Origin of the sequence: Ruegeria sp. HKCCD7303 (assembly GCF_013111185.1) — a bacterium.
Taxonomy (GTDB): domain Bacteria; phylum Pseudomonadota; class Alphaproteobacteria; order Rhodobacterales; family Rhodobacteraceae; genus Ruegeria.
Map to the genome: position 1 here is coordinate 188729 of NZ_WVRE01000002.1, position 14911 is coordinate 203639.

The window sequence follows — 14911 nt, forward strand, 5'->3', positions numbered from 1 at the left end:
AGATGCATCCATCCCGCAGTCCCGATCAGGAGTCCACCCCAGATGCCCGTCGTCAACCGAATTGCCGATTTCTCAGCCGATATGGCTGCGTGGCGTCAGCACTTGCACACGATCCCTGAACTGGAGTTCGAGTGCTATGAGACAGCCGCCTTTGTGGCCGAGCGTCTGCGCGAGTTCGGGGTGGATGAACTGCATGAGGGTATCGCCAAGACCGGAATGGTTGCGATCATCAACGGGCAGGGCGAGGGGCCGACCATCGGCCTGCGCGCGGATATGGATGCCCTGCCGATTCCAGAAGAAACAGGTGTCGAATATGCTTCGAAGAACCCAGGTAAGATGCACGCCTGCGGTCATGACGGCCACACCACGATGCTGTTGGGAGCGGCGCGCTATCTGGCCGAAACACGGAACTTCAGCGGTCGCGTGGCGCTGATCTTTCAGCCTGCCGAGGAAGAGGGCGGCGGTGCCGGCGTCATGGTCGAAGAAGGCATCATGGACCGGTTCGACATCTCGCAGGTTTACGGAATACACAACGACCCGGGAAACCCGGAAGGCGCTTTCTATACCACGGCGGGCCCGATTATGGCCGCGGTGGATTCGTTCGAGATTCATATACAGGGTGTCGGAGGGCATGGGGCGTTGCCGCATCTAACCAAAGACCCCGTTATGGCGGCCTGCGGTATTGCGCAGGCGATCCAGACCATTGTCAGCCGCAACCACTATGCAGTGGAAGATCTGGTGGTCTCGGTCACACAGATACACACGGGAACAGTTAACAACGTAATTCCGGACACTGCTTATCTGAACGGCACGGTGCGCACCTTTGACCCGTCCGTGCAGAAGATGGTCATGGAGCGGATGGAGCAGATCGTTCAGGGGCAGGCCGCGTCTTACGGGGTTGAGGCGCGGTTGGATTTTCAGGTTGGGTATCCTGCGACGATCAATGATGTCGAAAAAACCGCTTTTGCTGCCGATGTTGCGCGCGAAGTCTCTGGGCCTGAACGTGTGGTCGACACTATGGGGCGCGATATGGGAGCCGAGGATTTTTCGTACATGCTTAAGGAACGACCGGGTGCGTATCTGTTCTTGGGGCAAGGCGATGGTGCAGGGCTGCACCATCCCAAGTACAACTTTAACGACGATATAGCGCCTATCGGCGCGTCCTTTTTCGCACGCATCGTGGAAAAGGCGCAGCCGTTGGGTTGATGGGGTAAACAAATGGCACTGGAAGACGCAAAAAACCAGGTGGACGAAGCGTTCACTAATCCCGATCTCAAAGGGTTGTCTTATGAGAACACTTTTGGCGGAGCGACCTCGTTCCTGCGGCGGCTTTATACCAAAGATCTGGACGGGGTGGACATCGCCGTGACCGGTGTGCCCTTCGATCAGGCTGTCACCAACCGCCCCGGCACGCGCCTTGGCCCACGTGCGATCCGCGAGGCCAGCGCCCTGCAATCGCCCGATGCGCCCTATGGCTGGCCTTTTGATGCGCTCAGCGAACTGGCCATCGTGGACTATGGAGACATGGCTTATGACTATGCCAATATTCCGGCCTTTCCCGACACACTGACCGATCATATCCGCACCATTCTGGCGGCCGATGTAGCGTCTGTCACGCTGGGCGGGGACCACTATATCAGTTTCCCGATCCTGAAAGCCTATGCCGAGAAATACGGGCCGATGTCGTTGCTGCAATTCGATGCGCATACGGACACCTGGGCCGATGATGATATGTCCCGCGTTGATCACGGAACAATGTTCTACAAGGCAGTAAAGTCTGGGATCGTAGACCCAAAGCGGTCCGTTCAGGTGGGCATTCGCACCACCAATGAGGACACATTGGGCGTCAACATCATCGACGCGCGCGAGGTCTATGAATCCGGCCCTGCCGCGGTCGCGCAGAAGATCAAAGGTATACTGGGTAACAGCCCAGTCTATCTGAGCTTTGACATCGACGGGCTGGACCCTGCCTTTGCGCCGGGCACCGGCACGCCGGTCTGGGGCGGCTTAAGTTCCATTCAGGCACAGATCATCCTGCGCGACATTGCCGGGATTAACATCAAGGGCGGAGACGTGGTCGAGGTCTCTCCGCCTTTCGACACGTCGGGTGCAACAGCGATTGCCGGGGCGCATGTGGCGACGCAGATCATCTGCCTGCTGGGCTGGGACAAGTTGGCAAAGGCGAAAGAGTAAACCCGTTTGGGTACCCGTTAACTTCCGGTTAGCCATACTTCCGGTATGTGCTGGAAGACGTGAAAAAAAGGATGGGGCGGCACGCGCATGACAGAATTCAACCAACCGGTCAGTGGCAATGACTTGGCGCGATTTTCGGGGCCGAACACGTTTATGCGCCTTCCGCAGGCCGCTTCACTGGCAGGGCTGGACGTAGCGGTACTGGGGATTCCGATGGATATCGGCACCTCGTGGCGGTCGGGCACACGATTTGGCCCGAAACAGATCCGCAGCGAAAGCGCGATGATCCGGCCCTATAACATGGCCACGTCTGCGGCCCCGTTCGAAAGTCTGCAGATTGCCGATATTGGCGATCTGGCGATCAATACCTTCTCATTGTCGGACAGCCTGAGGATCATCAAAGAAAGCTATGATGCGATACTGGCAAAAAATGTGATCCCGGTCGCGATGGGGGGAGATCATTCGATCACATTGCCGATCCTGCGGGCGATTGCGGCAAAGCACGGGCCGGTGGCGCTGGTGCATGTGGATGCCCATGCGGACGTGAATGAAGAGATGTTTGGCGAAAAGGAAACCCACGGCACCGTTTTTCGCCGCGCGTATGAAGAGGGGCTGATCGTTCCCGACAAAACCTTTCAGATCGGCATTCGTGGATCTGGCTACGCGGCCTCAGACTTTACCGAGGCCAAGGATTGGGGTTTTCGCCAGTTTCCCGCCTGGGAGCTCTGGCAGCAGAACCTGACCCAAATCGGCTCGCAGATTCGCAAGACCATCGGCGAGCAACCGGTTTATATCACCTATGACATCGACAGCCTGGATCCTGCTTTTGCTCCGGGCACCGGCACACCCGAGATTGCGGGGCTGACAACACCACAAGCACTGCAACTGATCCATGCGCTGCAGGGGGTGAACGTGGTGGGATGTGATCTGGTCGAGGTCTCTCCGCCTTATGATCCGTCGGGCAACACGGCGCTTACAGCGGCGAACCTGATATACGAGATGCTGTGCATCCTACCGGGGGTGACGTCACGGTAAAGCGGGGCGGAATGGCTTGTCCCGGCGCTTGATCCGCATAGGGTTTCTCCAAAAGGATAATGCGGGATGAAAAAGATGGTTCTTTGGGGGGTATTCGCGCTTGTGATCGGGCTGGGCGCCTATATCCGACTGGCCCCATCCGACCCCGCGCACTGGAACATTGCGCCGGTCGCACCCGTGGATCAGGACCTGCCCGGCGGTGTGGTGCGCGTTGTCGAAACCGGTCCAGACGGGTTGCAGCGGCTGGACCAGATCATCCGCGCCACGCCCCGCACATCGGTGTTGGCAGGTTCTGTCGATGCGGGCATGATCACCTATATCACCCGCACGAAATGGATCGGCTTTCCCGACTACACCACGGTTCAGCAGGACGGCAACTCTCTGCGCGTTCATGGGCGCTTGCGGTTTGGGCGCAAAGACTTTGGCGTGAACAAGGCGCGGGTTGATGGGTGGTTGAAACAGATGTGACTTTGCGCCTGTGGTTTAAGACGCCCCGTCCGGTGCTGCGTTTCCAAGGGGTGTAATTTGCAACCTTGATGACAGGCACCCTTCCTGAACCTCTCGCCACATGGGAACGTTCAGCGACATCTGACATTGCGCGGTGAACATGCGACCATCGACCTGCAGGCAGATCATCTCGCCCAACTCGATGCGAGACCCCGATGTATCGGTGCAATAGCAATCGCGGGTTTTACCGTCCGGGCCGACGTAATCGGCGAAAACCGGCGTGGATGTCAGCAGTAAAGCAAGCAAAATCCGTTTCATGACAGCGAGCTTAGCATGACGTTGCCCTTGACCAAAGCCCCGGGATGAGAGACACCGCCCGGATGATCCCTGAAGAACGTCTTGAACAGATCACCCAGCGTTTTCAATACCTCGAAGCAGCCATGGCCGATGGCGCGTCGGGGGGCGATATTGCGACGCTGGCCAAGGAATACTCCGACCTCAAGCCGGTGGTTGATCAGATCATGGCCTGGCGTCAGCTGGTCGCGGATCTGGCCGAGGCCGAGGCGATGCTGGCCGACCCGGATATGAAAGAACTGGCCGAGGAGGAAATCCCTCAGTTGCGGGCCAGTATTCCGGCGGCGGAACAAGCCCTGCAGCTGGCGCTGCTGCCAAAAGACGAAGCCGATGCGCGCCCGGCGATGCTGGAAATTCGTCCTGGGACCGGTGGGGATGAGGCCGCTTTGTTCGCAGGCGACCTCTTGCGCATGTACCAGCGCTATGCCGAGGCGCGGGGCTGGCGGTTTGAGATCATCGAGGAACAGGCTTCGGATTTGGGCGGCATTAAAGAGGTCGTGGCCCATATCAAGGGCGACAATGTGTTTGCCCGGATGAAATACGAATCTGGTGTGCACCGCGTGCAGCGCGTGCCCGAGACGGAAAGCGGTGGGCGCATTCATACCTCGGCTGCAACCGTGGCGGTTCTGCCGGAGGCCGAGGATGTGGACATTCAGATCGACGCAAATGACATAAGAATCGATACGATGCGCAGCTCGGGCGCGGGCGGGCAGCACGTGAACACCACCGACTCGGCGGTACGGATCACGCACCTTCCGACGGGGTTGGTTGTAACGAGTTCCGAGAAGTCTCAGCATCGAAACCGCGAGATTGCCATGCAGGTTCTGAAGACGCGGCTCTATGATCTGGAGCGGCAACGGATCGACAGTGAACGCTCGGCAGATCGGGCCAGTCAGGTGGGCTCGGGCGACCGCTCGGAACGTATTCGCACCTATAACTTCCCACAAGGTCGCATGACGGATCACCGGATCAACCTAACGCTCTATAAGCTTGATCAGGTGATGCAGGGCGATCTGGATGAGGTTATCGACGCGTTGACGGCTGATGATCAGGCGCGGCTGTTGGCCGAGATGGCGCAATGACCGGCCTGCAAACAGCGGCACAGGCCATGTTGGCGGCAACGGCCCGTTTGCGGGCGGCTGGCGTGGATGATCCTGCCCGGGATGCGCGCCTGCTGCTGGCCCACGCGGCGCGTATTGAAGCCAGCCGGGTAACACTGATTGCACCGGAAGAGTTGCAGCCCGAGATTGCCGAGCGTTATGACCAATTGATCTCGCTTCGCGCCATTCGGGTGCCGGTTTCACATTTGTTGGGCGAGCGCGAGTTTTATGGGCGCAAATTTTGGGTCAGCCGAGATGTGCTGGACCCACGCCCCGAAACTGAAACTTTGATAGAAGCAGCCCTGAGCGCGCCGTTTGATCATGTTCTGGACCTCGGTGTGGGGTCGGGGTGCATTCTGATCACGTTGTTGGCCGAGCGCACCAGTGCCTCAGGTGTTGGGGTCGATCTGAGCGAGGCGGCCTGTCTCCAGGCCAGCGCCAACGCCGTTGAGCATCATGTAGAGGGGCGGGTTGATATTGTACGTTCAAACTGGTTTGAGAACATTGATGGTCAATTTGACCTTATTGTTTCCAATCCCCCCTATGTCTCGGTCGAGGAAATGGCTGATCTGTCGCCGGAGGTGAAAGAGCACGAACCACGCATGGCTTTGACCGACGAAGGTGACGGGCTGGGCGCTTATCGGCGGATCGCTGCGTCGGCCCCGGATTTCCTGTTGCCGGGTGGGCGGATTCTTGTGGAAATTGGCCCAACGCAGGCAAAAAAAGTTGGCGCTTTGTTTGATGCGGCGGGGCTTGTTGATGTCCGGGTGATCCCTGATCTGGATGGGCGCGACCGTGTGGTTGGCGCAAAAATGCCGGGTTGATCGGCGAGATTGCGACCAAAAAGCGCTGCCCAGACTAAAAAAGCTGGTGAAAACCCGAGATTCCTCTTGTCTGCGCGCTCAGGACATGTTTACTCAGGATTAGTCGGCGAGGTTGATGCTGTTGCAGCTCACCCCTGACGCCAAGCCCAAAAAAGTCGAGATCCCGTCACGGCAAACGCCTCAGAGCAGTGCAAGAAACGGGTGGTTCGACAGCGAATTGACAAGGCTGACGTAAAGTAAGATGAGATCTTCCAAATCCCGCTCGCGGGCCAAGAATAACCGCAATCGTCCCTCCGGCGGCAACGTCGTAAACCGTGTTTTTGATAGCTCGGGCCCCGAGGGCAAGGTGCGTGGCACGCCGCAGCAGATCATTGACAAATACAACCAATTGGCTCGTGACGCGCAACTGTCCAATGACCGCGTGGCCGCCGAGAACTTTCAGCAGCACGCCGAGCATTATCTTCGGATGCTGAGTGAAGCGCAGCGCGAAATGGAAGCCCGCCGGGAAGAGCAAGAGCGCCAAAACCGCGAACGCCAGGCAGAGCGTGATCGCGAACGCGCCGAACGGCAGGAACGCGAAGCCGCCCGTCAGGCCGACCCGGCCGAAGCGCCGCAGCCGGATGTGATGGATTTTGCGGCGCCCGAGGCAACGCCGGAAAGCGGTCTGGTCGAGACACCGGAAAGCAAAGGCGCCGAACCTCCGGCACAGGAGAAAAAGGAAAAACCTGCGCGCAAACCGCGCACACGTAAGCCCAAACCGGCGCCAGCGGCGGAAGATGCCCCCAAAACCGATGGGGACGCACCGGAAGCGGCTGAATAAGCAAAAAAGCGGTTTGAACAAAAGCCCCGGTAGAGCCGGGGCTTTTTTGTTTTCAGGTCTTTTGAACTTCGCGGGCCAGCGCGCAGAATGCTTCCAGCGGGACTTGTTCGGCGCGTTCCGTGGGTTGTATGCCTGCGGCCAGCAAACGGTCTTCGATATTGGAGGCCACGCCCTTCAATGAAGCTCGCAACATCTTGCGGCGTTGATTGAAGGCCGCAGCTACAACGCGGGACAAGGTGGCAGCATCGGCGGGATAGCGGGGCTCGGGCAGGGCGGACAGGTGAACCACGGCGCTGGACACCTTGGGCGGTGGAGTGAACGCGCCCGGGGGCAGCGACATGGCGATGCGCGCCTCAGCCCGCCATTGGGCGAGGATGGCGAGACGGCCGTACGCTTTGCTGCCGGGTTGCGCGACGATGCGTTCAGCCACTTCTCGTTGGAACATCAGCGTCAGGCTTTGCCAGAATGGTGGCCACTCAGGTGGTGTTAGCCAACGGACCAGCAATTCGGTGCCCACGTTATAGGGCAGGTTGGCGGCAACACGGATCGGCGGCGTAAGGTATTCCAGCGGATTGATTTCCAGCGCATCGCCGTTGATGACCTGAAGCCGTCCGGGATAGGCGGCGGCGATGTCGTTCAGGGCAGCGATACAGCGCGTGTCTTTTTCCACTGCCACGACCTTGCGCGCGCCTTCAGACAAAAGCCCGCGTGTCAGGCCGCCGGGGCCAGGTCCGATTTCCAGCACATCACATTCTGTCAGGTCCCCGGCCTGGCGGGCGATCTTGGCGGTCAGGTTGAGGTCCAGCAGGAAGTTCTGACCCAGCGATTTGCGTGCTGAAAGCTGATGGGTTGCGATGACCTCGCGCAGCGGGGGAAGATTGTCGATAGCGCTCATGATCCAATTACCGTGACGCAAGGTGGAGGGAGTACTCCAGAGATTTTTTGCCTCCGGCGGAGGTATTTTCAGCCAGGTGAAGGGTCAAGTGCCATTAGCCATGCGTTGGGCAAGTTTCAGAGCTTCGATCAGGCTGGTGGGTGTAGCGATGCCCTTCCCGGCAATGTCCAGTGCGGTGCCGTGATCCGGGGAGGTGCGAATGAAGGGTAGACCGAGTGTCACGTTCACGCCAAGGTCGAAATCCAGCGTTTTGATAGGGATCAGGGCCTGATCGTGATACATCGCAATGGCCGCGTCATAGCGGGCGCGAGCAGCCGCGTGGAACAAAGTGTCTGCTGGGTGGGGGCCTGTAAGAGTTGCTCCGTCCGGATCAAGTTCAGCTATAAGCGAAGTAATCCAGTCGCCTTCCTCGGTGCCCATTTTGCCACCTTCGCCTGCGTGGGGGTTGAGGCCAGCGATGGCGATGCGTGGGCTATCGATTCCGAACTGGTCACGCAGGCCACGCGCAGTGATTTGAATCGTTTCGCGCAGTAGGTCAGGGGTCAGGGCCGCAGGGACCTGAGAAAGTGGAATATGGATAGTGGCGGGCACGACCCGCAGTTGATCGCTGGCCAGCATCATCACGACCCTTTTCGTGCCAGAGAGGGCCGCGAGAAATTCGGTATGGCCGGGATAGGTGAACCCAGCCCCGTCGATCAGAGCTTTTTTGTGGATAGGCGCGGTGCAAAGCGCGGCTGCATCGCCCGTTTTGACCAACTCAACACCCGTTTCGATGGCATCAATCACCGAGGGCGCGTTGGCGGGGTCGGGTTGGCCGGGCACGTTGGGGGCCGGGAAATCCAATTGCAGGACCGGCAGTGCCTGCTCGCAGGAGGCAACGGCCTGAGATGGGTGTTCGATTTGCGCGACAGGCGTGTCAGCAGGCAGGTGGCTGACATCTCCGATATAGAAAAACGGGCAAGTGCCGCGAAGCTCGGCCCAGGCTTTGGCAGCGATTTCAGGGCCGATCCCGGCCGGTTCGCCGCAGCTGAGCGCAATCGGACGTGTCATTCCTGAATGATGACGGCATCGGCCCGCAGCTGTTCCACCAGGCTTTCGGCAAATGCCTGAAGGCGCTGTTGGGCTAGGGCGTTTGCCACATCCGCGCGTGAGGTGTTTTCACCCAGATCGCGCGTGCGGTTGCACAGCATCAGGAACATCAGCGTCTGGCCGTTGTTGCGGGTGAGGTTGGTCGATACCTCAAAGCGGTCCAGCTTGGCCAATTCGACGGCAACGTCACGCGGTACCTGGGAAGGGGCGGCGTCGATGCGTTCCAATACTTCGGAGGGCTGATCTTTGGCGATGCCGTACAGGTCATCACAGGTGTCGATCTCTTCCTTCAGGCGTGCGGCTTGTGACAGAGCGTCGGCGCTGCGCCCTCCGGCGATGTAATAGATTGCATAATCCAGCGTCGAGATTGGAGCTGCCGAAGTTGCAACTTCACGCAGGCCACGCATCTGGAACAGGGCCACAGCATTGGGCAGCGAGATCGGTTCGGTAATCTCGCCGTTTTGCAGACGCAGGATGACCGGTTGCAGGGCGGGGGGGAGGTCGGTGATGTTCAACCATTCCAGCCGACCGCCCTGATCGCGGGTGGCCGCGGCCGAATACTGTGCGGCGGCGGCTGAAAAGGCATCAATGCCTTCCAAGCGCGAGATTTCCTGAGCCAGAAGCTCGGTCTGAGCAACGGTTTGCTGGTTCACCGGGATGATAATTTCCGACAAAAGGACCTGAAGGCCACCGCCTCCGGTCTGCCCCAGAGCGCGGTCAATTTCATCCTCAGTGGGGCGGGCCTGAGACAGATAGCGTGAGCTGATATAGTCGCGCCAGGCCAGCTGGTCCGCCACATAGTCGCGAACCGTCTCTGGATCGACGCCCGATTCTCCCAGCAATTTCAAGAACTGTTCTGATGACAACTGGCCCCTCGACGCAAATTCGTCGATGCCCAGTTGAACGGCCTCGGGGGTGGCCTGCACGCCGGCCTCGCGCATGACCTGTTGGCGCAGTTTCGCATCAATGAGAGCGTCTCGCACATCAGCTTCGCTGCCGCCAGGCAGGCCCAACACGTTCAGAAATTGCAGGCGTTGTTCCAGTTCATACCAGGTTACGATGTCTTGGTTGACCCGGATTGCAGGAGAAAACAGGCTTTGTGCCACGGCCTGCGAGCCCGCAATTGCAAAAACTGCGGCGGTGAGAACCGGCGCGGCCGGTTTAAGCCAACCGGAACGAAGAAACCTGGAGAAACCTGATATCAACTGCATCTTCTCTTGTATGTCTTGCCACCGCCTTCGACGGAGTACCCTGTCAGTGACAGGGTAAAGCCGAATTCTGTCGAAGGCTCAATAGTAGATGTTGAAGTAAAGCGCCGGCTTACAGACATGTTAACCTGCACGCATTCGTTGAGGTATGTCACGCCCAAACCCAGACGGATCGGTTCGGATTGGCCAAGATCATAGCGGGCCAGAGCATTTGTCCGCCAGTTCTCGTCGACCTGATACCGGCCTACAAGCCAAATTTCCGATATCTCATCGACGATGTTTTCGGCGGGATCGGGTTCCTGCCAGACATAGCTGCCGGAAATCCTCGCGAACTCGTTCGACCATGCGCCGCGCAATTCAGCTTTGACAAAGCTGAAATCACTGTCGATCAGTCCTCGCCCACTCAGTGACCAGCCATTGTTGGTTCTGATCTGTCCGGCAACCAGCAGATCTGATGTGGTGCCCTGCAACCCCGAAGTCAGAGTGAAGTTCGGATCGGCATCTGCCCGAAACACTTGACCCACGGTGGCCAAGGCCTGCCAGCCGTCCACGCCGTAACGGGCCCAGTTCAGACCAACGACTCCGGTCGCGCCATCTTCGCGCTGATCCTCTGCTGGAAAACGAGAGAGCGCAAGCAGGTTGCCCTGATCAAACTCCTGAAAGGTGCTCTCGTCATTTGGCACATCCGTATCCGAGACATGCGTCCATCCGATCTGAGCAATGGGTTCAAGGAATTGAACTGCGCCGGATTGCTCGCGTCGCGTCGTGGGATAGCGCAGGGTCAGGGCAGCTCTGGGGGTAGAACGCGTGACTTGCGAGGGGAAGTTGCTGTCGTTTCGAATGTTAAACGTATCGACGGACGCGCCCAGAGTTGCATCGGCGCGTAGGCCCGAAGCGAAGGTCCAGCTGCGCAGCCATTCGGCGTCAAACGTGGCGCGGGCGATGTCGCGGCCGATTACATCCACGTCGCTGGTACGCTCATGTGCATGGCCGACAAAGGCCAATCGCACTTCGCCGCCCAACGCGTTGGGAAAGAAACGCTTTTCGTAATTCAGATCGAAAACACGCGACGGAATCTCGTTTTGGTTTTCGCTTTCTCGAAGCGTTTTGTAGTAGATCAGGCTTGTCTTGAAGGCAGTATCACGTTTGATCCGCTCCAAAGCAACTTCGCTTCGCAAACGGTCCGGGTCAGGAAGGCCGTAGTCCACCAGATACGCGTCGTCCGAAGTGGTTTGCACTTGGAAGGTCAGTCGGAAATCATTTTTTAGGTTGAACCAACCGTTTGCGAAAAGGTAGCCGCGATCCTGGTCTGGCTGAATGTCATCGCGCGTATAGGCGCCTTCCAGCTGAATACGCCCGTTCACAAAGGCCTGGCGGTATCTGTAGCCCAACGTTGTTGTTTTGCCTGATACATAAGGTGTCAGTGTCAGGTCCTTGTGGTCCCCGAGTTTGAAGAAATACGGAATCTGCACGCCTGTTCCCAACTGCGACGTGCTGCGGATCGATGGCACAAGAAAACCGGTCGCGCGGTCCAGTGTGGGGTCGGGCAGTCGCAGATAAGGAAAATAGAAGATAGGGTAGTCCAACACCCGAAGCTGCGCGCCTTCGAAATACAACTGCCGTTCCAATTGGTCATGAGTGACGCGGCGGGCCCGAATCTGCCAGATTGGCGGCCTGCCATTGGCGCAGACATGGCAAGAGGTGGCCGAGACTTTGCTGAATTGCGTGTAACGCCCGGCTGTTCGCTTTGCCTGAACAGATGCGATCTGGACCTGTTGTTCAAAGACCATGCGCGCGCCGACCAGCAAACCGTTCTGAATACCGCTGTCCAGCTGTCCCGAATCCGCAAGCAACGTTGTCTGACCGCCCTGATCGATGCGGATAGGGCCGTCCAGCGTCAGTTCGCCTGTTTCTCGGTCATATGTGATGCGTTGGGCAGACAGTTTGATGTCGCCCTGAAAGGCCTCGACATTTCCTTCGGCTACCAGCTTTCTTTCAGGCGTAATAAAAACCTTGTCGGCCACCAGCAGCGCTGGCTGTTCCTGAGCCTGTGTGTCTTGTGCCTGTGTCGGGGTGGATTGGGCCACAAGTACAGCGGGCACGGAAAGCGTCACTGCACTAGTCAACACAACATAAAGGAGGCGCCGCATCAGCCATCCTCCGCGTGAAGCAGTAGGCCCAATGAGAGCAGAATAGCGGCAAAGGGCGGTGCCCAGGCAGCGATATATGTGGACAATTGTCCGTTTTCCCCAAGGATTTGCGCAAAGTTGCGAACGAAGTAGACGGCGAAGCCAAGCAAGACCGCTGTCAGCACCGCGATTCCGGTGCCGCCAAATCGGACGTGGCGCATGGTGAAGGCTGCTCCGATCAGGACCATCGAGACCAGAAAGAATGGGCGTGCCAGTTGAACTTGCAACCAAACCTCATATTGCTTGGTCGAAAAGCCGGCCTCGCGCAGGTCCGCGATCAGTTGGGGCAGGTCATAGACTGACACGGAATCCTGTTGCCCGAGCGTATCCAATATGCGCTGGCGGGTCAGCGAAGTCGGCAGTTCCAGGCGGTCATGAACAACGGAACTGGCTTCGGGGTTCTGCCCTTCCTGCATGGTCCAGATCTTGGCGTTGGACAAGACCCACCTGCCATCTTCCAACTCGGCTCGATCAGCGATGATCTGTTGGGTGGGTTTGCCATCGCGGGCGAAGGTAATCACGGTCACATCGTCCAACCCAAGCGAATCCCCGTTAGAGGTTCCGCGCGCATGGATCACCGCTTGACCGTTTTCCGCTGATTGGCGCAGCCATAACCCTTCGCTACTGATGGACAGGGCCGAACTGCCGTTATTCTTGTAGGAATCTGAAAGGCGTTGGAATTCTTCTGAAGTTGCGGCCGCAATCGGATTCAGCAAGGCTACGGCCAGCGCGCCGATGATCAGCGCAAGAAGCACAGGTGCCACCAGCGCACGAATACCCGAGCGACCGGTCGCGCGTGTCACCACCAGTTCTGAAGTGCGCGCAAGCCCGACGAACAGAGCGATCGTAGACAGGATGATCAGCAGGGGAAGCATTTCGCTGATCGCTGCCGGTGTGTTCAGAAGAGTCAGTTGCAGCAACTGCCCAAAAGACAGGTCGTAATCGTCAAACCGGCGAATCTGTTCGATCAGGTCGATGAGAATCATCAGGGTCAGAAAGATGCCGCCAATGACCAGAAAGCTCTGCATGAAACGACGGGCGAAATAACGGTCGAGGATCACGGGCAACACCCCGCGAAGCTTGCAGAACGGGCATACGGGCGGTCCGCGCGCGCGCGGAAATTCCTGCGCAACGGCTTATGCCTGCCCTCTCGTGCCACGTCTTTCTCCCCCGAGCCTGCCGGTTATTTTTTCGAGACCTTAATGCAATTGAGGCCCGGGGAAAACTGCTATCTGGTCAAGCGGTGCTACGCGGGCTAGGTCTTGGGGAACAGAGTTTGAGGAGTTTACAATGAGCAGTCTGGTACCGATCCTCTTTCAAGAGTTCGACTTAGATGCGATGGCGCAGGCCGAAGGCCGGGTGGTCATCATCATTCCGTCCGACGGCAAGATGAACCCCGCTGCCCGTCGGGCCAATCGCCTGACAAAAGGGGCAGTGGCGCGATTGGTCGAAAGTGGGTCGTTCGAAAAAGCCAAAGCCGCTGATGTGATCTCGCTGGCCTGGCCCGCGGGAATGGCCGCCGAGGCGCTGGACGTTTTGGTGCTGCCGCGCCGCCCGGAAGCGGACGAAGCGCGCAAGGCAGGGTCAGCGCTGGCCAAGCTGGCGGGCGGCAAGGACATGCTTTTGATGGTCGGCAATCAGGTGCGCACTGACGAACTTGCTTTGGGCATCGCTTTGCGCAGCTACGACTTTGACGCGCACAAGACCAAAGAAAGCGACAGCTTGGGCACGGTCACGATCAGTCATTCCAAACCGGACGAAGCCGAGGCCGAATTTGCCCCGCTTTACGCAATTGCTGACGGTGTACGGATGACTCGGGATCTGACCAACGAGCCCGCAAATGTTCTGACAACCACCGAATTCGCCGATCGTCTGGTCGAGATGCAGGAACTGGGTCTTGAGGTCGAAGTTCTGGACGAAGACAAACTTGCGGAACTGGGAATGCGCACATTGCTGAGCGTTGGGCAGGGCTCGGACAGCCCGTCCAAAGTGGTCGTCATGCACTGGAAGGGGGGTGACAAGGGCGATGCGCCGCTGGCTCTGGTTGGCAAAGGTGTGGTGTTTGACACCGGGGGTATCTCGCTGAAGCCCGCGGGCGGTATGGAAGAGATGACCATGGATATGGGTGGCGCAGGTGTTGTCGCCGGAACCATGCGCGCGCTGGCCAAGCGCAAGGCCAAGGCCAATGTCGTTGGTCTGGTTGGATTGGTCGAGAACATGCCCTCAGGCAATGCCACGCGCCCCGGCGATGTGGTCAAATCGATGAAAGGCGATACGGTCGAGATCATCAATACCGATGCCGAGGGTCGTTTGGTTCTATGTGACGTCATGTGGTACGCGCAAGAACGGTTCAGCCCCGTTGGCATGATAGATCTGGCCACTCTGACAGGTGCAATCATCATCGGGCTAGGGCACGAGAATGCCGGTGTGTTCTCAAACAACGACACGTTCTGTGATGCCTTCCTGAAATCGGCCAAAGCCGAAGACGAGGGCGCGTGGCGGATGCCGTTGGGCGATTCCTATGACAAGTTGCTGAAATCGCGCATTGCCGACATGAAGAATGTGGGTGGTCGGCCTGCGGGGTCGATTACCGCCGCGCAGTTCCTGCAACGGTTCGTCAAAGAAGAAACGCCCTGGATTCACCTGGACATTGCGGGGGTGGCCTCGGTTTCCGCTGAGACATCTTATGCACCCAAAGGCGCCACCGGTTGGGGTGTTCGCGCGCTGAGCCGGTTTGTGCAGGACAATTTCGAGTAA

The 14911-nt window shown here is 58.5% G+C and carries 14 protein-coding genes; 8 read left to right on the forward strand and 6 right to left on the reverse strand.

Features of this window, described 5'->3' with window-relative positions; all coding sequences use genetic code 11:
* The first annotated feature begins 42 nt into the window (after positions 1-42).
* The 4 genes from GS630_RS05545 to GS630_RS05560 all read left to right on the forward strand — a co-directional run bounded on the left by GS630_RS05545 (position 43) and on the right by GS630_RS05560 (position 3696).
* Positions 43-1206, forward strand: a complete 1164-nt coding sequence (locus GS630_RS05545) for a M20 aminoacylase family protein (protein WP_171234423.1) — start codon at positions 43-45, stop codon at positions 1204-1206.
* 12 nt (positions 1207-1218) lie between these two features.
* A complete protein-coding gene (gene speB / locus GS630_RS05550) occupies positions 1219-2193 on the forward strand; it encodes an agmatinase (RefSeq protein WP_171618842.1) in 975 nt (324 codons plus the stop codon).
* A gap of 87 nt (positions 2194-2280) precedes the next feature.
* Positions 2281-3228 (forward strand): agmatinase, encoded by a 948-nt coding sequence (gene speB / locus GS630_RS05555; RefSeq protein WP_171179843.1) that lies wholly within the window; start codon positions 2281-2283, stop codon positions 3226-3228.
* Positions 3229-3294: 66 nt separating this feature from the next.
* The gene (locus GS630_RS05560; RefSeq protein ID WP_171234421.1) at positions 3295-3696 is read left to right on the forward strand and encodes a DUF1499 domain-containing protein; all 402 of its coding nucleotides are present in this window, start codon (positions 3295-3297) and stop codon (positions 3694-3696) included.
* Between the two features lie 15 nt (positions 3697-3711).
* Here GS630_RS05560 and GS630_RS05565 read toward each other — a convergent pair whose 3' ends face one another.
* Positions 3712-3993 (reverse strand): hypothetical protein, encoded by a 282-nt coding sequence (locus tag GS630_RS05565; protein WP_171618844.1) that lies wholly within the window; start codon positions 3991-3993, stop codon positions 3712-3714.
* A gap of 62 nt (positions 3994-4055) precedes the next feature.
* Here GS630_RS05565 and prfA point away from each other — a divergent pair, with 62 nt between their 5' ends.
* From prfA to GS630_RS05580, 3 genes are all read left to right on the forward strand, one after another.
* The gene (prfA, locus tag GS630_RS05570; protein WP_171619443.1) at positions 4056-5111 is read left to right on the forward strand and encodes a peptide chain release factor 1; all 1056 of its coding nucleotides are present in this window, start codon (positions 4056-4058) and stop codon (positions 5109-5111) included.
* Positions 5108-5953, forward strand: a complete 846-nt coding sequence (prmC, locus tag GS630_RS05575; RefSeq protein WP_171618846.1) for a peptide chain release factor N(5)-glutamine methyltransferase — start codon at positions 5108-5110, stop codon at positions 5951-5953. The genes prfA and prmC overlap by 4 nt, the downstream gene beginning before the upstream one ends.
* A gap of 241 nt (positions 5954-6194) precedes the next feature.
* The gene (locus GS630_RS05580) at positions 6195-6773 is read left to right on the forward strand and encodes a DUF4167 domain-containing protein (protein WP_171179851.1); all 579 of its coding nucleotides are present in this window, start codon (positions 6195-6197) and stop codon (positions 6771-6773) included.
* A gap of 52 nt (positions 6774-6825) precedes the next feature.
* On the opposite strand, the gene rsmA is transcribed toward GS630_RS05580, so the two are convergent.
* The 5 genes from rsmA to lptG all read right to left on the reverse strand — a co-directional run bounded on the left by rsmA (position 6826) and on the right by lptG (position 13215).
* Positions 6826-7668 carry a 16S rRNA (adenine(1518)-N(6)/adenine(1519)-N(6))-dimethyltransferase RsmA gene (gene rsmA / locus GS630_RS05585; protein WP_171618848.1) on the reverse strand — a complete coding sequence of 281 codons (843 nt, stop codon included), beginning with the start codon at positions 7666-7668 and terminating at the stop codon, positions 6826-6828.
* 84 nt (positions 7669-7752) lie between these two features.
* Positions 7753-8718, reverse strand: a complete 966-nt coding sequence (gene pdxA / locus GS630_RS05590; RefSeq protein ID WP_171234419.1) for a 4-hydroxythreonine-4-phosphate dehydrogenase PdxA — start codon at positions 8716-8718, stop codon at positions 7753-7755.
* Complete coding sequence (locus tag GS630_RS05595; RefSeq protein WP_171234418.1) at positions 8715-9968, reverse strand: peptidylprolyl isomerase; 1254 nt, start codon at positions 9966-9968, stop codon at positions 8715-8717. Before GS630_RS05595 ends, pdxA begins: the two co-directional genes overlap by 4 nt.
* Positions 9959-12115, reverse strand: a complete 2157-nt coding sequence (locus GS630_RS05600) for an LPS-assembly protein LptD (RefSeq protein ID WP_171179859.1) — start codon at positions 12113-12115, stop codon at positions 9959-9961. Before GS630_RS05600 ends, GS630_RS05595 begins: the two co-directional genes overlap by 10 nt.
* Positions 12115-13215 (reverse strand): LPS export ABC transporter permease LptG, encoded by a 1101-nt coding sequence (gene lptG / locus GS630_RS05605; protein ID WP_171234417.1) that lies wholly within the window; start codon positions 13213-13215, stop codon positions 12115-12117. Before lptG ends, GS630_RS05600 begins: the two co-directional genes overlap by 1 nt.
* Positions 13216-13444: 229 nt before the next feature.
* Here lptG and GS630_RS05610 point away from each other — a divergent pair, with 229 nt between their 5' ends.
* Positions 13445-14911 (forward strand): leucyl aminopeptidase, encoded by a 1467-nt coding sequence (locus tag GS630_RS05610; RefSeq protein WP_171234416.1) that lies wholly within the window; start codon positions 13445-13447, stop codon positions 14909-14911.